The sequence below is a fragment of the Nocardioides ochotonae genome (assembly GCF_011420305.2).
Taxonomy (GTDB): domain Bacteria; phylum Actinomycetota; class Actinomycetes; order Propionibacteriales; family Nocardioidaceae; genus Nocardioides; species Nocardioides ochotonae.
This window is the reverse complement of record NZ_CP061769.1, coordinates 1360839-1383862: the sequence shown is the minus strand read 5'-3', so window position 1 is coordinate 1383862 and position 23024 is coordinate 1360839. Positions and strand designations below refer to the sequence as shown.

Below are 23024 nucleotides of genomic sequence, written 5' to 3'. Positions count from 1 at the left end.
CCATGATCACCGCCATCGTCTTCGTCAAGGCCGACGTCGCCCGGATCCCGGAGGTCGCCGAGGCGATCGCCGCTCTCGACGGCATCAGCGAGGTCTACTCCGTCACCGGCCAGATCGATCTGGTCGCCCTGGTGCGGGTGCGCCGCCACGAGGACGTCGCGGCCGTCGTCGCGGACCGCGTCAACAAGGTGCCCGGCATCATCTCGACCGAGACCCACATCGCGTTCCGCACCTACTCCCGCCACGACCTCGAGGCCGCGTTCTCCCTCGGCCTGGACTGACTCGGCCGGCCGGGACCGACCGGCCGGCCGGTCCCGGTCACCCCTCAGACGGCCGAGGCCGCCACCCAGCGGGCGAGCACGTCGCGTGCGGCGCCGGAGTCGAGCGACTCCCGTGCCTTCTCGATCCCCGCCGCGAGCGCCACGGGCACGTCGGCGCCCGGGTCGTCGTAGACGGCGAGCGCGGCGCCGGTGTTGAGCAGCACGGCGTCGCGCACCGCACCGGTCTCCCCGGCGAGCAGGCGGCGTACGACCTCGGCGTTGTACGCCGTGTCCCCGCCGCGCAGGCTCTCGATGGGCGCCAGGGCGATCCCGAAGTCACGCGGATCGATGGTGAGGGTGGTGACCTCGCCGTCGCGCACCCGCCACAGCGTCGAGGTGGTGGTGATGGTCAGCTCGTCGAGCCCGTCGTCACCGCGCATCACCCACGCGTCGACGCCGCGGCCGGCGAACACCCCGGCCATCACCGGCGCCATCGTGCGGTCCGCGCAGCCGATCGCCTGGGCCGCGGGACGCGCCGGGTTGGTGAGCGGACCGAGGATGTTGAAGGTCGTGCCGATGCCGAGCTCGCGCCGCGGTGCGGCCGCGTGCCGCATCGCGGGGTGGAAGGCGGCGGCGAAGCAGAAGGTGATGCCCGCCTGCTCGAGCACCGCGGGCACCCGGTCGGTCGGCAGGTCCAGGCGGATGCCCAGCTCCTCGAGCACGTCGGCCGAGCCGGACTTCGACGACGCCGAGCGCGAGCCGTGCTTCACCACGCGCGCACCCGCGCCGGCCGCGACGATCGCCGACATCGTGGAGATGTTGACCGACATCGAGCGGTCCCCGCCGGTGCCGACGATGTCGAGCACCCGTCCGGGCACCGACAGCGGCGTGGAGGCGTCGTACATCGCCTCGACCAGGCCGGAGACCTCCTCGATGGTCTCGCCCTTGGCGCGCAGGGCGACCGCGAAGGCCGCGACCTGCGCGTGGGTCGCCGCGCCGCTGAGGATCTCCCCCATCGCCCAGGCGGTCTGGTCGGTGCTCAGGTCGGCGCCCGCGACGAGCGCGGACAGGACCTCGGGCCAGCTCGACACCTCAGGCGACGACGCGCGGGCCGAGCAGCCCGACGACGGTCTCGGCGAGCTGGATCGGGTCGATCGGGTGCGGGACCGCTGCCTCCGCGCGCGACCAGGTGGCCAGCCACGCGTCCTGGGGCCGTCCGGTGAGCACGACCACCGGCGGGCAGTGGGTGAGCTCGTCCTTGAGCTGCTTGGCGATGCCCATCCCCCCGGCCGGCACGGCCTCACCGTCGAGGATCACCAGCGCGATCCCCCCGGCGTCGAGGTTGGAGATGACGACCGGCTCGGTGGCCACCTCGACGTACTCCACCTCCGGCAGGTCCGGGTGGGGACGCCGGCCAAGGGCCAGGATCACCTGCTGACGCGTGTTCACGTCATCGCTGTAGATGAGCACCTTCAACGGGGCGGTCGTCCTCGAGTCGGTCACGAGCGCGATCGTACGACGCGCGGCCGCTCCCCGCCCGCCGACCGTCCGAGGCGACCCGACCGGGGCAGGACCATGAGAGAACCCCGTGCAGTGGGCAGGAGTATTTTCAGAGCTGCACAAGAGCCTCCTGAGAGCCTCCTGAGAGTCCTGTGAGCGGGGCGACGCGTCCGATCCAGGGGGTCGTGGTGCCGTGCACATAGCGTCGGGACATAATGGCCCGGTGGCGACAGCAGCAGCTTCCATTCCGGCATCCCGGCTTCACGGGCATCACGACCGCCCGAGCATGGTCAGCGTCGGGACAATCATCTGGCTCTCCAGCGAGTTGATGTTCTTCGCGGCCCTGTTTGCGGCGTACTTCACGATCCGATCGGTCTCCCCCGACCTGTGGTCGCAGAACACCGAGCTGCTGAACGTTCCGTTCGCCTCGGTGAACACGACGATCCTCGTGTTGTCGTCCCTCACCTGCCAGCTCGGCGTGTTCGCCGCCGAGCGCGGCCAGGCGGGACGCACCGGATCGCTCCTCAACGTCAAGGGCTGGGGACTGCGCGAGTGGTTCATCCTGACCTACCTGATGGGCGCGGTCTTCGTCGCCGGTCAGGCCGTCGAGTACGCGATCCTCGTGCAGGAGGACGTCACCATCCAGTCCTCCGCCTACGGCTCGGTCTTCTACCTGACCACCGGCTTCCACGGCATCCACGTGGTGGGCGGTCTCCTCGCCTTCCTCTTCGTCCTCGGACGCACCTACATGGCGCGGCGCTTCACCCACGAACAAGCGGTGAGCGCGATCGTCGTGTCCTACTACTGGCACTTCGTCGACGTGGTGTGGATCGCTCTCTTCGCCACCATCTACCTCGTCCAGTAATCCGCCCCGTCCCTGCAGCCATCGAACAGGACTGAATCCGTGCGTCTTCTGAACCGCTCCGCCGGACGACTCTCCCGCCACCGTCGCGGGAAGGTCGCCGGGCTGGTGCTGCTGCTCCTCGGTCTGGTATTGACCGGAAGCCTGTACGCCGCACTCTCGCCGGCCACCGCGGAGAACACCGACACCACCGCCGCCGAGGTGGAGAAGGGCCGCGAGCTGTTCCTCGTCGGCTGCGCCTTCTGCCACGGCGAGAACGGTGAGGGTGTCAGCACCCTGAACGGCAACCAGCTCGGCCCGTCGCTCGTCGGCGTCGGTGCCGCTGCCGTCGACTTCCAGGTCGGCACCGGCCGGATGCCCATGTCCCAGCCGGGTGCCCAGGCCCCGCGCAAGGACGTCGTCTACAACCAGGACGAGATCGACCAGCTCGCGGCCTTCGTCGCGTCGCTGGGTCCCGGCCCGGCCATCCCGACCGAGGCGGACTACAGCACCGCTGACCTCACCGAGGAGGAGCGCCAGGAGGCGATCGTCCGCGGCGGCCAGATCTTCCTCACCAACTGCACCGCGTGCCACAACTTCGACGGGTCGGGCGGCGCCATGCCGCGCGGCGGCTACGCGCCCACCATCCGTGGTGTCGATGCCAAGCACATCTACGAGGCCATGCTGACCGGACCTCAGCAGATGCCGAACTTCGCCAACGGCAACATCACGCCCGAGATGAAGCGCGACGTCATCGCCTACCTCGAGGCGACCGAGGAGCAGCCCAGCTACGGCGGCTTCGGTCTCGGTTCCCTCGGCCCCGTGAGCGAGGGCATGTTCGCCTGGCTCCTCGGCATCGGCGGCCTCGTGGGCTTCGCGATCTGGATCGCGGCCCACACCACGCGCTCGAAGAAGGAGAAGGTGGAAGCGTGAGCGCCCACGACCCCAACCTGCCCGCCCAGTCGGCGGAGCAGGAACCGATCGGCGACCCGGGGCTCGAGCCCCACCAGTGGCGCCCGACCGACGTCGACCCCAAGGCGGAGAAGCGCGCCGAGCGTCAGGTGGCGGCCTTCTTCGGCCTCTCCGCGCTGAGCGCCATCGCCTTCGTCGTCGCGTACTTCACCGTGAAGGGCGGCACCGAGGACCCGACTCGACTGGGCTACCTCGGCGCCTCCAACGTCCTTCTCGGCGTGTTCCTCGGCCTCGCCCTGCTGTTCATCGGCATCGGCATCATCCAGTGGGCCCGCAAGCTCATGGGTGACCAGGAGATCGTCGAGATGCGGCACCCCGCCAAGTCCTCGGAGGAGGACCGCGAGGCCACCCTCGCGGCGCTCTCCCAGGGCCTGGAGGAGGCCGGCATCGCCCGTCGTCCCCTGGTGCGCAACTCGATGCTCGGCGCGATCGGCATGCTCGCGCTGCCCAGCGTCGTGCTGCTGCGCGACCTCGGCAAGATCGACATCCCCGCGCTGGCCCGCACCATCTGGGCCCCGGGCATGCGTCTGGTCCGCGACGTCGTCGGCACCCCGATCAAGGCCTCCGACCTCGAGGTCGGCGACCTGGTCAACGGTCTCCCCGAGGCGCTGTTCCCGACTCCGGAGAACGGCTACCCGGCGGAGGAGGCCCACGGCGTCCACCTGCAGGTGAACAAGTCGAAGACCGCGATCGTCATCGTCCGCATGGAGCCCGACGAGATCATCCCCGGCCCCGGCCGTGAGGACTGGAGCGTCGACGGCATCGTCTGCTACTCCAAGATCTGCACCCACGTGGGCTGCCCGATCTCGCTGTACGAGCGCACGACGCACCACCTGCTCTGCCCCTGCCACCAGTCGACCTTCGACCTGGGCGACTCCGCCCGCGTGGTGTTCGGCCCGGCCGCCCGTCCCCTCCCCCAGCTCCCGCTGGCGGTCGACGACGAGGGCTACCTGATCGCGCAGAGCGACTTCACCGAGCCCGTCGGGCCGAGTTACTGGGAGCGTGGCTGATGAGCACCGACACCAGCAAGGTGGCGTCGAGCAACGGCAAGACCGCTGCCACGCCCACCAAGCCGAGCAAGGCCGGCGTCGTCGCCAACTGGGCCGACGAGCGCCTGGGCATCGCCGGCATGATGAAGAAGAACCTGCGCAAGGTCTTCCCGGACCACTGGTCCTTCATGCTGGGCGAGATCGCCCTGTGGAGCTTCGTCGTCCTGCTGATCAGCGGCGTCTTCCTGACGCTGTGGTTCAAGCCGACGATGGCGGAGATCGTCTACAACGGCTCCTACGACCAGTTCCGTGGCATGTACGTCACGGAGGCGTTCGCCTCGAGCCTGGACATCTCCTTCGACATCCGTGGCGGTCTGCTCATGCGGCAGATGCACCACTGGGCGGCGATGCTCTTCATCGCCTCGATGATGATCCACCTGCTGCGCGTGTACTTCACGGGCGCATTCCGCAAGCCGCGTGAGCTCAACTGGGTGATCGGCTGCCTGCTGCTCATCCTCGGCACGCTCGAGGGCTTCACCGGCTACTCGCTGCCCGACGACCTGCTCTCGGGCACCGGCGTCCGGGCCGCGGACGGCTTCATGAAGGCCATCCCCGTGGTCGGCAGCTACCTGTCGTTCCTCATCTTCGGCGGCGAGTTCCCCGGCGACGACATCATCACCCGCTTCTACATCGCCCACGTGCTGCTGCTGCCGGGCCTGCTGCTCGCGCTCATCGCCGCGCACATGCTGCTGCTCGTGTACCACAAGCACACCCAGTGGGCCGGTCCCGGCCGCACCGAGGGCAACGTCGTGGGCTTCCCGATGCTCCCCGTGTACGCCGCCAAGGCCGGTGGCTTCTTCTTCATCGTCTTCGGCGTCAGCGCCCTCATGGGTGGCCTGATGACGATCAACCCGGTGTGGAAGTTCGGTCCGTACGACCCGACCAAGGTCACCGCGGGCTCGCAGCCTGACTGGTACATGGGCTGGCCGGACGGCGCGCTGCGCATCATGCCGGGCTGGGAGTCGGAGTTCTGGGGTCACACCCTGTCCTGGAACGTCTTCCTGCCGATCATCGTCCTGCCGGGCCTGATGTTCACGATCCTGCTCCTCCTGCCGTTCCTGGAGGCCTGGATCACCGGTGACAAGCGCGAGCACCACCTGCTCGAGCGCCCGCGCAACGCCCCGACGCGCACCGCGCTGATGGTCTCGCTGATGACCTTCTACGGTCTGATGTGGGCCGCCGGCGGCAACGACATCATCGCGATCAAGCTGCACCTGAGCATCAACCAGATCACCTACGCCATGCGCGTCCTGGTGTTCGTGGGTCCGGCCATCGCGTTCTTCATCACCCGTCGTTGGTGCATCTCGCTGCAGCGTCACGACAACGACGTGCTGCTGCACGGCTACGAGACCGGCATCATCATGCGCTCGCCGGAGGGCGCCTACGCCGAGAAGCACCTGCCGATCGGTGAGGACGAGGCCTACGCCCTCACCGCCCGCGACCGCGACCCGGACCTGGCCTCCATCGAGACCGAGGGCGACCCGTCGAACGACGGCCGCGCCGCGAAGCTGCGTCGCAAGCTGCGGGCGCTCTGGTACGCCGACAACGTCCAGAAGCCGACCGTGGCCGAGCTCGAGGAGGCGCACCACCACGACGAGCCCGAGCACGAGCTCGCCGGTGCGCTCGACGGTCACTCGGTCGACGGCCACCAGTTCGACGGCATGCACCCCGTCGAGGACGAGCCGCTGCGCGACAAGCACTGATCGACCCGCACCACCCGAAGGCCCCGGATCCGTCCGGGGCCTTCGGCCATTTCCGGAGTCCGGAGTACTGCGGCCGCGGCCCGGAATCAATCACCCCGCGGGGTGGTTGAGCGATCAACCACTCAGAAGGAGTTCCGATGACCCACCCGCTCCAGCTCGGCCTCGACACCTTCGGCGACGTCACCGTGGGCGAGGACGGACAGCCCCTCCCCCACGCCCAGGTCGTGCGCGACGTCGTCGAGCAGGGCGTCCTGGCCGACCGCGTCGGCCTCGACGTGTTCAACGTCGGCGAGCACCACCGCGACGACTACGCGATCTCGGCCCCCGACGTGGTGCTGGCCGCGATCGCGGCCCGCACCGAGCGCATCACCCTCGGCACCGCCGTCACCGTGCTCAGCTCGGAGGACCCGGTGCGGGTGCACGAGCGCTTCGCCACGATCGACGCGATCTCCGGCGGCCGCGCCGAGGTGACGCTCGGCCGCGGCTCGTTCACCGAGTCCTTCCCGCTCTTCGGGTTCGACCTCGCCGACTACGAGGTGCTGTTCGAGGAGAAGCTCGACCTGTTCGTCGCGCTGCAGGGCGAGGGCCCGGTCAGCTGGAGCGGCACCACCCGCCGTCCGCTCGTCGACGCGCGGCTGTACCCCCGGCCCGAGGCCGGCCCGCTGCCGGCCTGGGTCGCCGTGGGTGGGTCGCCTGAGTCCGTCGTACGAGCGGCGCGCCACGGGCTGCCGCTGATGCTGGCGATCATCGGCGGCGAGGCGGCGCGGTTCGCGCCGTTCACCGACCTCTACCGCCGCGCCCTGGCCCAGCTCGGCCGACCCGAGCTGCCGGTCGGCGTGCACTCCCCCGGCTTCGTCGCCGACAGCGACGACGAGGCCCGCGAGGTGCTGTTCCCGCACTTCAAGGCCAACCGGGACCGGATCGGTCGCGAGCGCGGCTGGCCGCCGGCGAGCCGCGCGGAGTTCGAGCGCGAGGCTGACCACGGCGCGCTGGTCGTCGGCTCCCCCGAGACCGTCGCCGCCAAGATCGCAGCGACCGTCCGCACGCTCGGGCTGAGCCGGTTCGACCTGAAGTACAGCAACGGCCCGCTCCCGCACGCCCGGCTGATGCGCTGCATCGAGCTCTACGGCACCGAGGTCGCACCCCGGGTGCGGGAGCTGCTCGCGGAGGACCCGGTGCCGGCGCGCTGACCTGACCCGCTCCCCCGCACTGAGCCTTCCGCGGGGCCCGGCGGGCCCTCCCGCCGGGCTCAGCCGAGGGCGCTGCCGGTGCGGTACTCGCGGAACGGCGCGTTCCAGTCGCCCCAGCCGTTCTCGAGGGTCATCGGGCGGTCGGTGCCGACGTACTCCACCACGTCGCCGCGCTGGGACTGGGCGTAGAGCCAGGCAGCGTCCGCGGTGCTCATGCCGGTGCACCCGTGGCTCACGTTGGCGACGCCCTGGGAGCCCACCGACCACGGCGCCGCGTGGATGAACTCCCCCGAGGTGGTCAGGCGCATCGCCCACTGCACGTTGTCGATGTCGTAGGAGTCCGCGCTGCCCGCCGCGATGCCCACCGTCTCCGAGCTCATCCGGCGGCTCTCGGACTTCTCCATGATCACCTTGATCCCCGAGCGGGTGGTGAACCCCTCCTTGCCGGTGGTGATCGGGAAGGAGTTGACCAGGTCGCCATTGTTGAAGACCTGCATCCGGTGGGCGGCGGCGTCGACGCGGTAGATGTGGGCGTCGCCGACCTCGAAGCCGAGGCGGCGGCTCTCCTGGCCGTAGATGCCCGCACCGGCCGGGAGGCTGTTGAGGTCCAGGTCCACCTTCACCCGGGTGCCGGGACGCCAGTACTCCCGCGGGCGCCAGCGCGCCTCCGTCGAGGAGATCCAGTGCCACGACCCTGCCTGCCGGGGCGTCGAGGTCACGTGCATGTGGCGTTCGAACGTCGCCCGGTCCTGCACCGCGATGTCGAAGGTGACGACGACGGGCATGCCGACACCGACGGTCTCGCCGGCCAGCGGCGCCACCGAGGCGAAGGTCTGCTCGTCGAGGCTGAGCGCGCGGGTGCGGAACGACCGGGTCTGCACCGTCCGCTCGCCGGCGGCGTCCGTGCCCACCACCCGCAGGGTGTACGTCGTCGCGGGCTCGAGGCGCTCCGCGGCGCGCCAGGTGGCGCCGTCCCCGCTGAGCTCGCCGAGGAGGGCACGCTCCCCCGTGCCCAGCCGGACCGACCGCAGCCGGCCGTGCTCGGCTGCGACCTCGACGATGCGGTCCACCGGCACCTCGCGGGCGCCGCGGCGCACGTTGGCGCTCAGTGACAGCGCGGCGACCTCGGCGGCGGACGCGCTGCCCCCGGGCGGGACGGACGCGGGGGCCTCGTCGTCCTCCGCGGCGTCGCAGGCGACGAGGGAGAGACCGAGGACGGCGGCGAGCAGCGCGGCAGCGGTACGGCCGCGCGGGGAGGAGAGCGAGAGGGTCATGCGGTGCTCCGAGCAGCTCGGGGGGTGGTGGACAGGGGAGAACGGGAGAACAGGCATCCAGAGTGACACCGGCTCGGAATGCTTCCGGCCGGAAACGCCCGAAGGCCCCCCTGCGTCTGGGACGCAGGGGGGCCTTCGAAGGTTGCGGTGGGCCCCAGATCAGTGGGCGTGGTCCCCGCGGTAGTACTCGAACACCAGGCCGCACAGGGCCAGGGCACCGAGCGTGAACCCGATGATCACCAGCCACCAGGCGAGGAACGCGATGCCGACGGCGATCACGGCGATGGCGCTCGCGCACCACAGCGGCCACCAGGAGTACGGCGGGAAGAAGCCGAGCTCGCCGGCGCCCTCCACGATCTCCGCCTCCTTGCGGTCCTCCGGGCGGGGGTCCATGCGCTTGGCGTGGAATCCCAGGTAGAGAGCCACCATGATGGCGAGGAAGGTCGACATCGCCAGAGCCGACGTACCGGTCCAGTCAGCACCGGTGTCGCTGGCGTCGGTGATGAGCCAGTAGGCCGGCGTGACCAGGGTGAAGAAGATCGCGCACGTGGCGAAGATCCAGGCTTCGGCCTTCATCAGGACTTGTCCTCCGGGGTCTCGTGGGTGCGCTGGTCGATGACCTGCTCGCGACCCTCCATGTCAGGGGCGTCCGCGAAGCCGCCGTCACGGGCCGCCTCGTTCTCCTCCAGCTCGAGCGCCGCCACCTCGGGGTGGTGCAGGTCGAACGCGGGCGACTCCGAGCGGATCCGCGGCAGGCTCGTGAAGTTGTGCCGCGGCGGCGGGCAGCTGGTGGCCCACTCCAGGGAGCGACCCCAGCCCCACGGGTCGTCGACCTCGATCTTCGGGTTACGACGCGAGACGTAGACGTTGTAGAAGAACGGCAGCATCGAGAAGCTGAGCAGGAACGCGCCCACCGTGGAGACCTGGTTGAGGGCGGTGAAGCCGTCCTCGGGCAGGTAGTCGGCGTAGCGGCGCGGCATGCCCTCGACACCCAGCCAGTGCTGGACCAGGAAGGTCAGGTGGAAGCCGATGAACAGCAGCCAGAAGTGGACCTTGCCCAGGCGCTCGTCGAGCATCCGTCCGGTGAACTTGGGCCACCAGAAGTAGAAGCCGGCGAACATCGCGAACACCACGGTGCCGAACACGACGTAGTGGAAGTGCGCGACCACGAAGTAGGAGTCCGAGACGTGGAAGTCCAGCGGCGGGCTGGCGAGGATGACACCGGTCAGACCACCGAAGAGGAAGGTGGTGAGGAAGCCGATGGTCCACAGCATCGGGGTCTCGAAGGACACCGATCCGCCCCACATCGTGCCGATCCAGTTGAAGAACTTCACTCCGGTTGGCACCGCGATCAAGAACGTCATGCCGGAGAAGAACGGCAGGTCGACCGCGCCGGTGACGAACATGTGGTGCGCCCACACCGCGACCGAGAGGATCGCGATGCCGAGGGTCGCGCCGACCAGGCCGACGTAGCCGAAGATCGGCTTGCGGCTGAACACCGGCAGGATCTCCGTCGCGATGCCGAAGAACGGCAGCGCGATGATGTAGACCTCCGGGTGGCCGAAGAACCAGAACAGGTGCTGCCACAGGATCGGCCCGCCGTGGGCGGTGTCGAAGATGTGCGCCCCGAGCAGGCGGTCGGCCTCCAGGGAGAGCAGAGCGCCACCGAGGATCGGGAAGGCGAGCAGCACCAGCAGGCTGGTGATCAGGGTGTTCCAGGTGAACAGCGGCATCCGGAACATGGTCATGCCGGGGGCACGCATGCAGATGATCGTGGTGATGAAGTTGACCGCACCGAGGATCGTGCCGATACCGGCGATGTAGAGACCCATGATCCACAGGTCACCGCCCACACCCGGCGAGCGGACCGCGTCCGACAGCGGCGTGTAGGCGAACCAGCCGAAGTCGGCCGCACCCTGCGGGGTGAGGAAGCCGGAGGCGGCGATGAGGCCGCCGAACAGGAACAGCCAGTAGCTGAGCATGTTCAGACGGGGGAACGCCACATCGGGTGCGCCGATCTGGATCGGCATCATCACGTTGGCGAAGCCGAAGAACAGCGGCGTCGCGAACAGCAGCAGCATGATCGTGCCGTGCATCGTGAACAGCTGGTTGTACAGCTCGTCGTTCACGACCTGCTGGCCCGGGAAGGTCAGCTCGGAGCGGATCAGCAGCGCCATCAGGCCGCCGACGCAGAACCACACGAACGAGGTGATCAGGTACATCTTGCCGATCAGCTTGTGATCGGTGGTCGTCATGATGCGGACGAGCTCACGACCGAGCGGCTTGCGGGCCGGCTCGACGTCGATGGCCCGTGCAACGGTCGCGGTCACTCCGTGTCTCCCTCAGACTCGTCTTCGCCCGCAAGGCCAGCCTGCGTGCGAGCGTCCTCCTGGCCCCGCAGGGGGCCAGGGCTCGTCTTGTCCGCGGCCAGGTCGGCCACGTACTCGTCGTACTGCTCGGGGCTGACGACCTCGACGTTGAAGAGCATCCGCGAGTGGTACACGCCGCAGAGCTCGTAGCACTTGCCGACGTACGTGCCCTCGGTCTTCGGGGTGACCTCGAAGTGGTTCACCCGGCCGGGGATGACGTCCATCTTCATCAGGAAGCCGGGGATGCCGAAGCTGTGGATGACGTCGGGCGAGTGCAGGTTGAACCGCGTGGTCTCGCCGACCGGCAGGACGAGGGTCGGGATGTAGGAACCCGTGCCCAGCTCCCAGACGTACTCGTCGTAGGCCCACTCGTCGTCGTTGGAGTCCTCCTCCGCGGCGTAGTCGGGCTCGCCGACACCGTGGTTGAAGGTCCAGGACCACTGCTGAGCGGTGACCTCGACGATGTTGTCGGGGGTGGGGCTCTCCTCGAGGACCGCGTTCTGCGTGCGGACGGTGTGCGCGAAGAACACAACCACCATCATGATCGGCGCGATCGTGTAGAAGATCTCCAGCGGCAGGTTGTAGCGCGTCTGGATCGGGACCTCATCTGCGTGGCGTCGGCGGTAGCGCCAGATCACGTAGAAGATCAGGCCCCACACGAGCACGCCCGTGGCGAGCGCGGCGATCCAAGCGCCCTGCCACAGGTCGAGGGTGTGCTCACCCTGGGTGGTGGCGGGGTCGGGCATGGCGATCCGCTTGATGGCGCCCTCGTCGACAGAGCAGCCGGCGAGAGCGAGCGTGCTGGCAGCCAGGGCAGCTGGCAGGAGGACCCGGCGAGCGCCGGATCCGGCCCTGCGCCTGGGGAGTTGCAGACTCAACGTCTGAGCCTTCCTCTCGGGTGGTCGTGAATACGTCGCACACTATCGCGACCGGACCGGCTGGTCGGGGGCGGGTCGCCCGGTAGGTTCCCGGTGTGACAAACGACGCTGGGAGGCCCCCCTCCCCGCCCCAGCCCCCGGCCCGGTACTTCGACGCCGTGTCCTCCGAACCCCTGCACCCGGCGGCGCGTGAGGTGCTCCTCGCCGCGCTCGACCAGGGGTACGCCGACCCGCGGCGCCTGCACGCCCCCGCCCGCGGGGCGCGCCTGATGCTCGACAACGCCCGCGAGGTCGTCGCGGGGTGCCTGGGCGTCCGCCCCGACGAGGTCTCCTTCACCGGCTCCGGCACCGAGGCCGTGCACCGCGGCCTGCTCGGGCTGCTGCGGGGGCGCCGGCGGGTGGGCGAGCGGCTCGTCCACAGCGCCGTCGAGCACTCCACCGTGCTGCACGCGGCCGCCTGGGCCGGCGGCGACCACCTCGCGGTCCCGGTCGACCGGGACGGGCGGGTCTCGGTGGAGGACTTCGCGGCGGCCTGCGCGGAGCCGGGTGTCGCCGTCGCCGCGCTGCAATCGGCGAACCACGAGGTCGGAACCTGCCAGCCGGTCGCCGAGGTCGCCGCCCGGATCGGCGAGGTGCCGCTGCTGGTCGACGCCTGCGCCTCCGCCGGGCGCCTCCCCCTGCCGGAGGGCTGGTCCGCGGCGGCCGCCTCGGCGCACAAGTGGGGCGGACCGGCCGGCGTCGGCCTGCTGCTGGTGCGCAAGGGCGCGCGGTGGCGCAACCCCTTCCCCTGCGACGACCGGGTCGACGAGCGCACCGCCGGGTTCGAGAACGTCCCCGCGGCGCTGGCCGCCGCCGCCGCGCTGCGCGCGGTGGTCGAGGAGCGCGCCGAGGTCGGGGAGCGCCAGCGCGCGCTGGTCGACCGGGTCCGCCACGGCGTCCGGGCCGTGCCCGACGTCGAGGTGGTGGGCCACCCCGACGACCGGCTCCCGCACGTGGTGACCTTCAGCTGCCTCTACGTGGACGGCGAGGCGCTCGTCCACGCCCTGGCGCGGCACGGCTTCGCGGTCGCGAGCGGCTCGGCGTGCACGTCCTCGAGCCTCGAGCCCAGCCACGTGCTGGCCGCGATGGGCGCGCTCACCCACGGCAACGTGCGGCTCTCGCTCACCCGGGACGCCGACGAGACCGACGTCGAGCGGTTCCTCGCCGTGCTGCCCGGCGTCGTCGCCGACATCCGGGCCGAGGCGGGGCTGTGAGCGCACCCGAGGGACTCGGCCCGGTGGACCTCGAGCTGGACTGCCGCGGGCAGCTGTGCCCGCTGCCGGTGATCGCCCTGGGTCGGCGGTTCGGCGAGGTCGAGGTGGGCGCGCTCGTGGCGGTCCTCGCCGACGACGTCGCCGCACGCCACGACGTACCGGCCTGGTGCCGCATGCGCGGGCAGGAGTACGTCGGGGAGGACGTCGCGCCGGACGGCGTACCGCGCTACGTCGTACGCCGCCTCAGCTGAGCCGCGCTCCCCCGCTCCTCCCCAGACGAAGAGGTTCAGACAGCGAGGTGCGGGGCGACCTCGGCGGCCGCGTCCGGGCCGTAGGAGTCCTCGAAGCGGGCCAGGAACTCCGGCCGGGTGAACGTGTACTCCTGGGTGCCGACGGTCTCGACCACGTAGGCGGCCAGGACGCAGCCGACCTGGGCGGCCCGCTCGAGGCCGAGGCCCCACTCGGAGGCGGCCAGGAAGCCGGCCCGGAAGCCGTCGCCGACGCCGGTCGGCTCGACGGCGGTGACGTTGCGGGCCGCGGGGACCACGATCGGCTCCTCGCCCTTGCGCAGCACGCGCACGCCGTCCTTGCCGAGGGTGGTGACCTGGATGCCGACTCGGGCCAGCACGTCGTCGGCCGACCAGCCGGTCTTCTGCTCGATCAGGTGCGACTCGTACTCGTTGGTGAGCAGGATCGCGGCGCCGTCGACGAGCTGGCGGATCAGGTCGCCCTCGCCGAAGGCCAGCTGCTGGCTGGGGTCGGCGATGAACGGGTAGCCGCGCTGGCGGCACTCCTCGGTGTGGCGCAGCATGCCGTCGGGGTCGTCGGCACCGATCAGCACGTAGGTCGGGGTGCCGACACGCTCCACGATCGGCTCGAGCTCGATCAGCCGGGCCTCGCTCATCGCGCCCGGGTAGAAGGAGGCGAACTGCGCCATCGTGGTGTCGGTGGTGCACACGAAGCGGGCGGTGTGCTTGCTCTCGGAGATGCGGACGTGCGAGCAGTCCACGCCGTGGCGCTCCAGCCAGGAGCGGTAGTCCGCGAAGTCCTCGCCGGCCGCGCCGACGAGCACCGGGCGCAGCCCGAGACCCGCCAGACCGAAGCAGATGTTGGGCGCCACACCGCCGCGGCGGATCTCGAGGTCGTCGACGAGGAAGGACACGGACAGCTTGCTCAGCTGCTCCACGACGAGGGAGTCCTCGAAGCGCCCTCCGAACGACATCAGGTGGTCGGTGGCGATCGATCCGGCGATCAGCAGAGACATGGCACCGGAGACTACCGGTCGGTACCGCTGTGCCTACCCCGCGGTAGCCCCTAGCGTCGAGCACATGACCGCCCTCCCGCCTGCCGCGCGCCCTGTCTACGACGAGCTGAGCACCCTCCAGGAGATGCACGCCGACTGCCGCGCCGCCTCCGCGAACCTCCCTGCAGGCGCCCGCGGCCGCGACCTGGAGCGTGCCGCCCGCGCGGCCGTCCGCCCCGCACCGAGCATCCTGTTCGCCGACTACCCCGGCGAGCAGCCCAAGCGCACCATCGAGGTCTCCGCCGCCGCGCAGCGCCTCGCCAACGCGCTGCACCTGCACCTCGACTGAGGACGTCTTCCGGTCCGCACGCACGCCGAGCGGCCCGGATGAGCGAGAGCCCCTACACCCGGCTCTCGCGTCGGTGGCACCTCCCCCCTCCCGTCGCCGCCGACGACAACAGCCCCCGCCGTACGGCGGGGGCTGTTGCCGCATCACGGCCGGGTTGCGGTCCGGTGGTCGAGCTCTGTCGAGACTGTGAGCCTTCCTTTGCAGCCCGCAGTGGGGTGCTGGAGGAACTCACCGTCGCCGCCGATGGCGCCGGGTATGCCGAGCTGGTCGAGGTCGCTGATCGCCACACCCCGTTGCGGGCCTGGGCGATCGAGGGCACCGGCAGCCACGGCGCGAAGTCGACCCCCTCGACGCGGTCCGTGCCGGACCTGTGACAAGACCGACGCCGCGACGTACCTCTGGCGATGTCCCCACGGCCTGCACCTGATCAAGGACCACGGCACCACCCGGCTCGTGGACGTTCCCGGGCCGCAGCTCAGCGCGCGCGACCGGCGCCCGGCCGACGAGCGGAACTCTCGACATACGACGACAGCCCCCGCCGAACGGCGGGGGCTGTCGAAGGTGTCCGGGTCGAGCGGCCCGTCGTGCGGGCCGGTCGATCCAGCGTCAGTGGCGACTCAGTGGAAGGAGTCGCCGCAGGCGCAGGAGCCGGTCGCGTTGGGGTTGTCGATGGTGAAGCCCTGCTTCTCGATGCTGTCGACGAAGTCGATCATCGCGCCGTTGAGGTAGGGAACGCTCATCCGGTCGACGACGACGGCCACACCGTCGAAGTCGGTGACGACGTCACCGTCGAGGGTGCGCTCGTCGAAGAAGAGCTGGTAGCGCAGGCCCGAGCAGCCACCGGGCTGCACGGAGATCCGCAGCTGGAGGTCCTCGCGGCCCTCCTGGGCCAGGAGGCTCTTCACCTTGGCCGCCGCCACCGGGCTCAGGTTGATCTGGTCGGTACGACGCTCAGTGGTCGTGTCCACCTGCTCGGTCATGTGTGCAGCTCCCAGATAGAAAGACAAAGGGTTGGTACTTGCTCAATCGTCGCACACCCCCGGATATTCCGCGGGTCAGCGCGATCAGCGCGACCAGGTGCGGGCGACCCGGGCGGCGAGCTGCTCGAGAGCGGCGACCGGCTCGGCCATCGCCCGCTGCTCGCCGACCAGGTCGACCAGCGCGTACGCCGACTCGACGCCGAGGGCGCGCATCTCCCGGGCACCGACCTGCACCTTGCCCGCGACGACCACGCACGGGCGCAGCGCCTCGGCGGCGATCTCGCCCACGCCGTACGGCACCTTCCCCGCGCGGCTGCTGACGTCGAAGGCGCCCTCGCCGGTGATCACCAGGTCGGCGGCGCGGGCGCGCGCGGGCAGCCCGACAGCCGCGGAGACCAGGGCGAGGCCGGGCTCACGGGTGCCGCCGAGGAGCATCAGCGCGAAGCCGAGGCCACCGGCCGCCCCGGCTCCCTTGGCCAGCGACAGCCGCCGGTCGGTGGCCTCGGCGAAGCCCTCCAGCCAGGCGTCGACCCCGACCAGGCGGTCCTCGGGCACCCCCTTCTGGGGCCCGAAGATCTTGGCCGCGCCGAACAGGCCGGTGAGCGGGTTGTCGACGTCGCTGGCCGCGACGAGCTCGATGCCGTCGAGGCGCGCCACGGCCGCGGACAGGTCGGCCCGGGTGATGCCGGCGAGCCCGGCGGGGCCGCGGTCGAGGTCGGCGTCCGCGCTGGCGCCGAGCGCGTGCAGCAGGCCGGCGCCGCCGTCGGTGGTCCCGGAGCCGCCGAGCCCGACGACGATCCGCCGCGCGCCGCTGTCGAGCGCCGCCGCGATCAGGTCGCCGACGCCCAGCGTCGACGCGCTCTCCCAGGCACCGTCGGTCAGGTGGATCCCGCAGGCCTGCGCGGACTCGACGTACGCCGTGTCGCCGACGCGCAGCACCGTGGCGGGGACCGGGTCGGCGTGCGGGCCGCGGACGGTGACCGCGAGCAGCTCACCGCCGAGCGCGGCGTGCAGCACGTCCACGAACCCGGGGCCGCCGTCGGACATCGGCGCGAGGTCGAGCTCGTCATCGGGGGCCTGGCGACGCCAGCCCGTGGCCACCGCCTCGGCGGCCTGGACGGCCGTGAGGGTGCCGGCGAACTTGTCGGGCGCCACGAGGATCCGCATGCGCTCACCCTAGGGTTCCAGGCATGGTGGAGCAGGGCGATCCCGTCATCGTGCGGCCGATGACGCCGGCGGACGTGCCGGACGCCGAACGGCTGAGCGCCGAGGCCTTCCTCGAGGTCGAGCGGCGCCATCTCCCCCGTTCCCTCCCCGAGCCGCAGGCCCGCCCCGCCGATCGCGGCGAGGCGTGGGCGCGCCGCACCCTCCACCTGCTCCGCACCGACCCGGGCGGCTGCTGGGTCGCCGAGGAGGGCGACGCCCTGATCGGGTTCGCCGCGTCGTTCGTGCGCGAGACGACCTGGTTCCTCGCGACGTACGCCGTGGCGCCGGGGCGGCAGGGCCGGGGCACCGGGCTCCAGCTGCTCGCGGCCGCGATGCACCACGGCCGCGCCTGCCTGCACGGCATGGTGAGCGCGATGGCCGACCCGCAGGCCGCCCGGCGCTACCGGCTGGCCGGGTTCACCCTGCACCCGCAGATGCACCTGACCGGCACCGTCGACCGGGCCGCGATCCCGGTGATCGAGAAGGTGCGCGACGGCTCGGGCGGCGACATCGACCTGATGGACTCCGTCGACCGCGCCACCCGGGGTGCCGGCCACGGCCCCGACCACGAGCTGCTGCTGGGCGAGCAGCGGCTGCTGGTCTCCGACACCACCACCGGCTCCGGCTACGTCTATGTCGAGCCGAACGGGTGGGTCAGCCTGCTGGCCGCGACCAACCGGCGCACCGCCGCGCGCCTGCTGTGGGCGGCGCTCGCGGAGAGCCAAGGTCCGATCCGGCTGGGCCACGTCACCGCCGCGAACGCCTGGGCCCTCGACGTCGGCCTGGCCGCGCGCCTCGAGCTCGGGCAGGGCGGCTACCTGGCGCTGCGCGGGATGCGCCCGCCGGCGCCGTACCTCCACCACGGCGCCCTGCTGTGAGCGTCGGCACCGTGGGACGAAACGGTCCCGGGTTCACCGGGCCCGAATAGGATGCGCCCATGACGACCGTCGACCTCCCGCTGCTCCCCCTCGGCCGGGGCACCGACCCGGCTGCCGAGCGCGGGGTCGAGTGCCCCGGAGACCTGCCGTCGCCGTCCGACCCCGACCTCGTGGCGCGCGCCCGCGCGGCGAAGGAGGCGCTCGGTGACCGGGTCTTCGTGCTCGGCCACCACTACCAGCGCGACGAGGTCATCGCCTTCGCCGACGTCACCGGCGACTCCTTCAAGCTGGCCCGCGACGCCGCGGCGCGTCCGGATGCTGCGTACATCGTCTTCTGCGGCGTGCACTTCATGGCCGAGTCCGCCGACATCCTGACCACCTCCGCCCAGCAGGTGATCCTCCCCGACCTCGCCGCGGGCTGCTCGATGGCCGACATGGCCCGCCTGGCCCAGGTCGAGGACGCCTGGGACGCGCTGGCCGACGCCGGCGTGGTCGACCAGGTCGTCCCGGTCACCTACATGAACTCCAGCGCCGACATCAAGGCGTTCTGCGGGCGCAACGGCGGCGTCGTGTGCACCTCCAGCAACGCCGAGGTCGCCCTCGACTGGGCCTTCGCCCAGAAGGACGACGCCAAGATCCTGTTCCTCCCCGACCAGCACCTCGGGCGCAACACGGCCGTCCTCGAGCTCGGGCTGTCCCTCGAGGACTGCGTGGTGTGGAACCCGTTCAAGCCGAACGGCGGCCTCACCGCCGAGGAGCTGCGCAACGCCCGGATGATCCTGTGGAAGGGCCACTGCTCGGTGCACGGCCGCTTCTCCCCCGCCGTCGTCGACGAGCTGCGCGCCACCATCCCCGACGTACAGATCCTCGTGCACCCCGAGTGCCAGCACGACGTCGTCACGCGCGCCGACCTCGTCGGCTCCACCGAATTCATCATCCGCACCATCGAGGCCGCCCCGGCCGGCTCGAAGTGGGCGATCGGCACCGAGCTCAACCTGGTCAAGCGGCTGGCCCAGGCGCACCCCGACAAGTCCATCTCGTTCCTGGACAAGACGGTCTGCTACTGCTCGACGATGAACCGCATCGACCTCCCGCACCTCGTGTGGGCGCTGGAGTCGCTGGTCGACGGCACGGTCGTCAACCAGATCACCGTCGACCCCGAGACCGAGCGGTGGGCCCTGGTCGCCCTCGAGCGGATGCTCGCGCTGCCCGGCCGCACCGCACCGAAGGCCTGATCACGATGTCGGGCGAGCTTCCCCCCTGCCCCGAGTGCGCCTCGGTGTACACCTACGAGTCCGGCGCCCTCCTGGTCTGCCCCGAGTGCGCCCACGAGTGGTCGCCCGAGGAGACCGCGGACGCTGCGAACGCTGCGAACGCTGCGAACCCCAGGGCCGGCGAGGGTGAGCGCGAGATCCGCGACGCCGTCGGCAACGTGCTCCACGACGGCGACACCGTGACCGTGGTCAAGGACCTCAAGGTCAAGGGCTCCTCCACGCCGATCAAGGTCGGCACCCGCGTGAAGAACATCCGCCTGGTGCAGGGCGTGGGCGACCACGACATCGACTGCAAGGTCGACGGCTTCGGCCCGATGCAGCTCAAGTCCAGCGTGGTCAAGCGCTCCTAGCGCCGCCTCGGGTCAGAGGCCGGGGGCGCCCCAGACCGCGAGCCAGCGGGAGAGGTCCTGCTCGATCGGCAGCTCGCCGGCCAGCGCGTCGCGGACCTGCAGCTCGAGCAGGTTGTCGCGCTGCTCGCCCCCGCCGGTCGCCGGGGCGAACGGGTAGAACGTGCCCTGCTTGTAGAGGTAGACCAGCCCGACCCGGCGTCCGTCGCCGTCCTCGAAGCCGATCAGGGTGCACAGCAGCCCCGGGCCGAAGCCCTGGCCCTCGAGGCTGGTGTTGACCGCGTGCAGCGCGGTGCACAGGCCCTCGACCTCGGCGCCGGGCTCGCGGTCCACCTCGACCCAGGTGAAGCCGTAGCCGTCCTGGACGACCTGCACGTCGGGAGCCTCCCCGGTGCTGCGCACCAGGTCGAGGATCTCCTGCTGGACCTGGGAGAAGGCCAGCCCGCTCGCGGCCCGGTAGCACACCGAGCCGTCGCCGGTCGGCCGCAGGCCGAGGGTCGTCTCGAGCGTGATCGCCGCGCCGGGCACGAGGAACAGCGAGTCGAGGTTGGCCTGCTTGGGCTTGGTGCGGCCCAGGATGGCGTCGAGGAATCCCACGTGTGCAGCCTCTCTCAGTTCGTCTGGCGGCCGAGGTCGGCCTGGATCCGGGCGAGCTGCTCGAGGCGCTGCTCGAGGGTCGGGTGGGTGGAGGTGAGGGTCTTCAGCGAGGCGCCGCGGATCGCCGGGGCGATGAAGAAGGCGTTCATCGTCTGCGCCGAGCGCAGGTCCTTCTGCGGGATGCTGTTCATCTCACCGGTGATCTTCTGCAGCGCCGAGGCAAGCGCCTGCGGGTTCATCGTCAGGTAGGCGCCCGAGCGGTCGGCGGAGAGCTCGCGGTAGCGCGAGAGCAGCTTGATCAGCACGAAGCTCACGGCGTAGGTCACCACGCTGACCAGCAGCACCAGCAGCCAGATCGGCAGGCCGTTGTTGTTGTCGCGGCGGTTGCCGCCGAACATCGCGCCGTACTGCGAGCCCTGGGCGAGCATGCCCGCGACGATGCCCGCGGACGACGCCGCGGTCATGACCAGGACATCGCGGTGGGCGACGTGGGAGAGCTCGTGGGCGAGCACGCCCTCCAGCTCCTCGGTGGTGAGCGTCTTCAGGATGCCCGTGGTGACGACCACTGCGGAGCGCTGCGGCGAGCGGCCGGTGGCGAACGCGTTGGGGATCGAGCTGTCAGAGATGCCGACCCGCGGCTTGGGCATGTCGGCCATCGCGCAGAGGCGGTCGATCATGCCGTGCAGCTCGGGGGCCTGCTGCGGGGTGACCTCACGCGCACGCATCGCCTTCATCGCGACCGTGTCGGAGGAGTACCACTGGTACCAGACCACGCCGAGACCGGCGAGGCCGATCAGCAGGCCGATCCCGGGGCTGCCGGCCTGGGCGAAGACGCCCATCACCACGGCCACGAAGGCGACGAAGAGGAGACCCAGGAGGAAGAGCACCAGGGTCATGCGGGCGGTGAGCCCACGGTCGGGGAGGAAGCGGCTGTGTGCCATGCGCACATTGTCCCTGTCAGACCCAAGAAATGGCTGAGGGGCGCGCCCGCTGGACGCGCCCCTCGGCAGCTGCTGGTCGTGGACCGCCGTTGCGGTCCGGTGTGCTCAGCCGGGCAGCAGCCCCTCGTCACCGAGCATCGCGCGGACCTCGTCGATGGTGGCGTCCGACGGCGGCAGGATCAGGTCGGAGGGGTCCAGCGTGCCCGGGTCGTGCATCGCACCGTGGGCGCGTACGGCGTCCAGCAGCGCGGCGAGCGCGGGCTCGAACGCCGCCTGGTCGCCGGCCTCGACCGCAGCCTCGACGGCGGAGTCGAGGGTGTTGAGGTGGTCGATGTCGGCGTCGGTGAGGTCGAACTGACCCTCACCGAGGATCCGGACGATCATGCCTGGCCCTCGCGCGGCTCGGCCTGCTTCTGCTGCTCGGGGGAGAGCACGTCGCCGCTCTCGATGGCCTCGGGCGCGCTGGGCGCGCTGAGCCCCTTGAGCCGGGCCAGCTCGGCCTCGACGTCGGACTGCGAGCTCATCGCCTCCAGCTCACGGCTGATGTCGTCGCCGCGGCTCAGCGAGCTCGCGTCGTCGAGGGCACCCGAGGCGATCAGCTCGTCGATCGCACCGGCCCGTGCCTGCATGTTCGCGGTCTTGTCCTCGGCACGCTGGATCGCCAGGCCGACGTCGCCCATCTCCTCGCTGATGCCGGAGACCGCCTCGCCGATCTTGGTCTGCGCCTCGGCCGCGGTGTAGGTGGCCTTGATGGTCTCCTTGCGGGTGCGGAACGCCTCGACCTTCGCCTGGAGGCGCTGCTGGGCGAGGGTGAGCTTCTCCTCCTCGGCCATCAGGTTGGCGTGCTGGCCCTGGAGGTCACTGATCTGCCCGGCGAGGGCGGACTTGCGGGTGAGGGCCTCGCGGGCGAGGTCCTCACGACCCATCTGGATCGCCTTCTCGGCCTGGCTGGTCAGCTTCGCGGCCTGCTGGTCGAGCTGGTTGACCTGGAGCTCCACGCGCTTGCGGCTGGTCGCCACATCGGCGACGCCGCGGCGCACCTTGGCGAGCAGGTCCAGCTGGCGCTGGTAGCTGTAGTCGAGGGTCTCGCGCGGGTCCTCGGCCCGGTCGAGGGCCTTGTTGGCCTTTGACCGGAAGATCAGGCTCATGCGCTTCATGATGCTCATGTGGTGCGGTCCCTCTCGGACGAAACGTTCTGTGCTGCAGGTCTCGTCTCACTCTAGGGCACCGTGACCAACCGTGCGGGTCTCACCACCGGGCCGCCGGTACAGTGGCTGCGTTCCGCACACCCGCTTGTCCGCAGCAGGACACCCTCAGCGAGAAGGCCCGCGTTGTTCCGTCGTACCAAGACCGTCACCGTCACCCCGGAGCCCGTCGCCACCAAGCCCGGGGGCAAGGGTCGTCCGACGCCGTCGCGCAAGGAGGCCGAGGCCGCCGCGCGTGCGCGCGCCAAGGCCGCGCCGCGCACTCGCAAGGAGCAGGCCCGCGCCCAGCGCGAGGCCCGGGCGAGCTCCAGCCAGAAGGTCCGCCAGGCCATGAAGACCGGCGACGAGCGCTACTTCATGCCGCGTGACAAGGGCCCGGAGCGCCGCTTCGTGCGCGACTTCGTCGACAGCCGCTTCTCCTTCATCGAGCTGATGATCCCGCTGCTGATCATCTCGATGATCCTCGGCTACTCCGGCAACCCCGCCATGGCCAACCTGAGCAGCCTGGTGCTGATGGCCACGATCGTGCTGATCGTGCTCGACATGGTCTTCCTGCGCCTGCGGCTGCGTCGCGAGCTCGACGCCCGGTTCCCGAACGAGACCCACAAGGGCACGACGTACTACGCGATCACCCGCGCGCTGCAGATGAAGTTCATGCGCCTGCCCAAGTCGCAGGTCAAGATCGGCCAGCGCCTCCCCGACACCTACCGCTGAC

27 protein-coding genes are annotated in these 23024 nt (G+C 70.8%); 14 read left to right on the top strand and 13 right to left on the bottom strand.

Features of this window, described 5'->3' with window-relative positions; all coding sequences use genetic code 11:
* The first annotated feature begins 2 nt into the window (after window positions 1-2).
* Window positions 3-281: an Lrp/AsnC family transcriptional regulator gene (locus tag HBO46_RS06750; protein ID WP_166140416.1), complete on the top strand. Its 279-nt coding sequence runs from the start codon at window positions 3-5 to the stop codon at window positions 279-281.
* A gap of 44 nt (window positions 282-325) precedes the next feature.
* Here the strand turns inward: HBO46_RS06750 and trpD are convergent, their stop codons facing one another.
* On the bottom strand, window positions 326-1351 hold the full coding sequence (gene trpD, locus HBO46_RS06745; protein ID WP_166140415.1) for an anthranilate phosphoribosyltransferase: 1026 nt from the start codon (window positions 1349-1351) through the stop codon (window positions 326-328).
* A 1-nt stretch (window position 1352) separates the two neighbouring features.
* The gene (locus HBO46_RS06740) at window positions 1353-1763 is read right to left on the bottom strand and encodes an Rv3143 family two-component system response regulator (protein ID WP_166140414.1); all 411 of its coding nucleotides are present in this window, start codon (window positions 1761-1763) and stop codon (window positions 1353-1355) included.
* Window positions 1764-1953: 190 nt separating this feature from the next.
* On the opposite strand from HBO46_RS06740, the gene ctaE reads away from it, so the two are divergent.
* From ctaE to HBO46_RS06715, 5 genes are all read left to right on the top strand, one after another.
* Window positions 1954-2625, top strand: a complete 672-nt coding sequence (ctaE, locus tag HBO46_RS06735) for an aa3-type cytochrome oxidase subunit III (protein WP_449866943.1) — start codon at window positions 1954-1956, stop codon at window positions 2623-2625.
* Window positions 2626-2664: 39 nt separating this feature from the next.
* Entirely contained in the window at window positions 2665-3534 is an 870-nt protein-coding gene (qcrC, locus tag HBO46_RS06730; RefSeq protein ID WP_166140413.1) for a cytochrome bc1 complex diheme cytochrome c subunit, read from the top strand.
* The gene (gene qcrA, locus HBO46_RS06725) at window positions 3531-4583 is read left to right on the top strand and encodes a cytochrome bc1 complex Rieske iron-sulfur subunit (RefSeq protein ID WP_166140412.1); all 1053 of its coding nucleotides are present in this window, start codon (window positions 3531-3533) and stop codon (window positions 4581-4583) included. The genes qcrC and qcrA overlap by 4 nt, the downstream gene beginning before the upstream one ends.
* Window positions 4583-6325, top strand: a complete 1743-nt coding sequence (qcrB, locus tag HBO46_RS06720; protein ID WP_166140411.1) for a cytochrome bc1 complex cytochrome b subunit — start codon at window positions 4583-4585, stop codon at window positions 6323-6325. Before qcrA ends, qcrB begins: the two co-directional genes overlap by 1 nt.
* 137 nt (window positions 6326-6462) lie before the next feature.
* Window positions 6463-7515 carry an LLM class flavin-dependent oxidoreductase gene (locus HBO46_RS06715; RefSeq protein WP_166140410.1) on the top strand — a complete coding sequence of 351 codons (1053 nt, stop codon included), beginning with the start codon at window positions 6463-6465 and terminating at the stop codon, window positions 7513-7515.
* A 59-nt stretch (window positions 7516-7574) separates the two neighbouring features.
* On the opposite strand, the gene HBO46_RS06710 is transcribed toward HBO46_RS06715, so the two are convergent.
* The 4 genes from HBO46_RS06710 to ctaC form a co-directional block, all read right to left on the bottom strand.
* A complete protein-coding gene (locus HBO46_RS06710; protein WP_166140409.1) occupies window positions 7575-8789 on the bottom strand; it encodes a L,D-transpeptidase in 1215 nt (404 codons plus the stop codon).
* 159 nt (window positions 8790-8948) lie between these two features.
* Window positions 8949-9365, bottom strand: a complete 417-nt coding sequence (locus HBO46_RS06705; protein ID WP_166140408.1) for a cytochrome c oxidase subunit 4 — start codon at window positions 9363-9365, stop codon at window positions 8949-8951.
* Entirely contained in the window at window positions 9365-11119 is a 1755-nt protein-coding gene (gene ctaD, locus HBO46_RS06700) for an aa3-type cytochrome oxidase subunit I (protein WP_449866942.1), read from the bottom strand. The genes HBO46_RS06705 and ctaD overlap by 1 nt, the downstream gene beginning before the upstream one ends.
* Complete coding sequence (ctaC, locus tag HBO46_RS06695) at window positions 11116-12036, bottom strand: aa3-type cytochrome oxidase subunit II (protein ID WP_449866941.1); 921 nt, start codon at window positions 12034-12036, stop codon at window positions 11116-11118. The genes ctaD and ctaC overlap by 4 nt, the downstream gene beginning before the upstream one ends.
* Before the next feature lie 158 nt (window positions 12037-12194).
* Between ctaC and HBO46_RS06690 the strand changes: the two genes are divergently transcribed.
* Window positions 12195-13289 (top strand): cysteine desulfurase family protein, encoded by a 1095-nt coding sequence (locus tag HBO46_RS06690; RefSeq protein ID WP_263457787.1) that lies wholly within the window; start codon window positions 12195-12197, stop codon window positions 13287-13289.
* Window positions 13286-13540 carry a sulfurtransferase TusA family protein gene (locus HBO46_RS06685; RefSeq protein WP_224769413.1) on the top strand — a complete coding sequence of 85 codons (255 nt, stop codon included), beginning with the start codon at window positions 13286-13288 and terminating at the stop codon, window positions 13538-13540. Before HBO46_RS06690 ends, HBO46_RS06685 begins: the two co-directional genes overlap by 4 nt.
* 35 nt (window positions 13541-13575) lie before the next feature.
* On the opposite strand, the gene HBO46_RS06680 is transcribed toward HBO46_RS06685, so the two are convergent.
* On the bottom strand, window positions 13576-14553 hold the full coding sequence (locus HBO46_RS06680) for a carbohydrate kinase family protein (RefSeq protein WP_166140405.1): 978 nt from the start codon (window positions 14551-14553) through the stop codon (window positions 13576-13578).
* A 64-nt stretch (window positions 14554-14617) separates the two neighbouring features.
* Here HBO46_RS06680 and HBO46_RS06675 point away from each other — a divergent pair, with 64 nt between their 5' ends.
* The gene (locus HBO46_RS06675; RefSeq protein ID WP_166140404.1) at window positions 14618-14881 is read left to right on the top strand and encodes a hypothetical protein; all 264 of its coding nucleotides are present in this window, start codon (window positions 14618-14620) and stop codon (window positions 14879-14881) included.
* Window positions 14882-15096: 215 nt separating this feature from the next.
* Window positions 15097-15255, top strand: a complete 159-nt coding sequence (locus tag HBO46_RS06670; protein WP_166140403.1) for a hypothetical protein — start codon at window positions 15097-15099, stop codon at window positions 15253-15255.
* A gap of 243 nt (window positions 15256-15498) precedes the next feature.
* Here HBO46_RS06670 and erpA read toward each other — a convergent pair whose 3' ends face one another.
* The gene (gene erpA / locus HBO46_RS06665; protein ID WP_153322707.1) at window positions 15499-15861 is read right to left on the bottom strand and encodes an iron-sulfur cluster insertion protein ErpA; all 363 of its coding nucleotides are present in this window, start codon (window positions 15859-15861) and stop codon (window positions 15499-15501) included.
* Window positions 15862-15945: 84 nt separating this feature from the next.
* Window positions 15946-17028, bottom strand: coding sequence for a glycerate kinase family protein (locus tag HBO46_RS06660; RefSeq protein ID WP_166140402.1), 1083 nt, complete (start codon window positions 17026-17028; stop codon window positions 15946-15948).
* A 23-nt stretch (window positions 17029-17051) separates the two neighbouring features.
* Between HBO46_RS06660 and HBO46_RS06655 the strand changes: the two genes are divergently transcribed.
* The 3 genes from HBO46_RS06655 to HBO46_RS06645 are packed head-to-tail and all read left to right on the top strand — an operon-like array spanning window position 17052 to window position 19569.
* Window positions 17052-17945: a GNAT family N-acetyltransferase gene (locus HBO46_RS06655; RefSeq protein WP_207950369.1), complete on the top strand. Its 894-nt coding sequence runs from the start codon at window positions 17052-17054 to the stop codon at window positions 17943-17945.
* 59 nt (window positions 17946-18004) lie between these two features.
* Window positions 18005-19180, top strand: a complete 1176-nt coding sequence (gene nadA, locus HBO46_RS06650; RefSeq protein WP_166140401.1) for a quinolinate synthase NadA — start codon at window positions 18005-18007, stop codon at window positions 19178-19180.
* A gap of 5 nt (window positions 19181-19185) precedes the next feature.
* Window positions 19186-19569, top strand: a complete 384-nt coding sequence (locus HBO46_RS06645) for a zinc ribbon domain-containing protein YjdM (protein WP_166140400.1) — start codon at window positions 19186-19188, stop codon at window positions 19567-19569.
* Between the two features lie 12 nt (window positions 19570-19581).
* On the opposite strand, the gene pspAB is transcribed toward HBO46_RS06645, so the two are convergent.
* From pspAB to HBO46_RS06625, 4 genes are all read right to left on the bottom strand, one after another.
* The gene (gene pspAB / locus HBO46_RS06640; RefSeq protein ID WP_166140399.1) at window positions 19582-20163 is read right to left on the bottom strand and encodes a PspA-associated protein PspAB; all 582 of its coding nucleotides are present in this window, start codon (window positions 20161-20163) and stop codon (window positions 19582-19584) included.
* A gap of 14 nt (window positions 20164-20177) precedes the next feature.
* Entirely contained in the window at window positions 20178-21104 is a 927-nt protein-coding gene (htpX, locus tag HBO46_RS06635) for a zinc metalloprotease HtpX (RefSeq protein WP_166140398.1), read from the bottom strand.
* A 105-nt stretch (window positions 21105-21209) separates the two neighbouring features.
* Window positions 21210-21488 carry a PspA-associated protein PspAA gene (gene pspAA, locus HBO46_RS06630; RefSeq protein ID WP_166140397.1) on the bottom strand — a complete coding sequence of 93 codons (279 nt, stop codon included), beginning with the start codon at window positions 21486-21488 and terminating at the stop codon, window positions 21210-21212.
* Window positions 21485-22270 (bottom strand): PspA/IM30 family protein, encoded by a 786-nt coding sequence (locus tag HBO46_RS06625; RefSeq protein ID WP_191480208.1) that lies wholly within the window; start codon window positions 22268-22270, stop codon window positions 21485-21487. Before HBO46_RS06625 ends, pspAA begins: the two co-directional genes overlap by 4 nt.
* A gap of 165 nt (window positions 22271-22435) precedes the next feature.
* Between HBO46_RS06625 and HBO46_RS06620 the strand changes: the two genes are divergently transcribed.
* The gene (locus HBO46_RS06620; RefSeq protein WP_166140396.1) at window positions 22436-23023 is read left to right on the top strand and encodes a DUF3043 domain-containing protein; all 588 of its coding nucleotides are present in this window, start codon (window positions 22436-22438) and stop codon (window positions 23021-23023) included.
* The last annotated feature ends 1 nt before the right edge of the window (window position 23024 follow it).

Bases quoted from the DNA above. Each gene is read 5' to 3' on its own strand.
- HBO46_RS06750 (WP_166140416.1), top strand. From the start codon at position 3: ATGATCACCGCCATCGTCTTCGTCAAGGCCGACGTCGCCCGGATCCCG.
- qcrB (WP_166140411.1), top strand. From the start codon at position 4,583: ATGAGCACCGACACCAGCAAGGTGGCGTCGAGCAACGGCAAGACCGCT.
- HBO46_RS06715 (WP_166140410.1), top strand. From the start codon at position 6,463: ATGACCCACCCGCTCCAGCTCGGCCTCGACACCTTCGGCGACGTCACC.
- HBO46_RS06710 (WP_166140409.1), bottom strand. From the start codon at position 8,789: ATGACCCTCTCGCTCTCCTCCCCGCGCGGCCGTACCGCTGCCGCGCTG.
- HBO46_RS06705 (WP_166140408.1), bottom strand. From the start codon at position 9,365: ATGAAGGCCGAAGCCTGGATCTTCGCCACGTGCGCGATCTTCTTCACC.
- HBO46_RS06680 (WP_166140405.1), bottom strand. From the start codon at position 14,553: ATGTCTCTGCTGATCGCCGGATCGATCGCCACCGACCACCTGATGTCG.
- HBO46_RS06675 (WP_166140404.1), top strand. From the start codon at position 14,618: ATGACCGCCCTCCCGCCTGCCGCGCGCCCTGTCTACGACGAGCTGAGC.
- erpA (WP_153322707.1), bottom strand. From the start codon at position 15,861: ATGACCGAGCAGGTGGACACGACCACTGAGCGTCGTACCGACCAGATC.
- HBO46_RS06660 (WP_166140402.1), bottom strand. From the start codon at position 17,028: ATGCGGATCCTCGTGGCGCCCGACAAGTTCGCCGGCACCCTCACGGCC.
- HBO46_RS06655 (WP_207950369.1), top strand. From the start codon at position 17,052: ATGGTGGAGCAGGGCGATCCCGTCATCGTGCGGCCGATGACGCCGGCG.
- nadA (WP_166140401.1), top strand. From the start codon at position 18,005: ATGACGACCGTCGACCTCCCGCTGCTCCCCCTCGGCCGGGGCACCGAC.
- HBO46_RS06645 (WP_166140400.1), top strand. From the start codon at position 19,186: ATGTCGGGCGAGCTTCCCCCCTGCCCCGAGTGCGCCTCGGTGTACACC.
- htpX (WP_166140398.1), bottom strand. From the start codon at position 21,104: ATGGCACACAGCCGCTTCCTCCCCGACCGTGGGCTCACCGCCCGCATG.
- pspAA (WP_166140397.1), bottom strand. From the start codon at position 21,488: ATGATCGTCCGGATCCTCGGTGAGGGTCAGTTCGACCTCACCGACGCC.
- HBO46_RS06625 (WP_191480208.1), bottom strand. From the start codon at position 22,270: ATGAGCATCATGAAGCGCATGAGCCTGATCTTCCGGTCAAAGGCCAAC.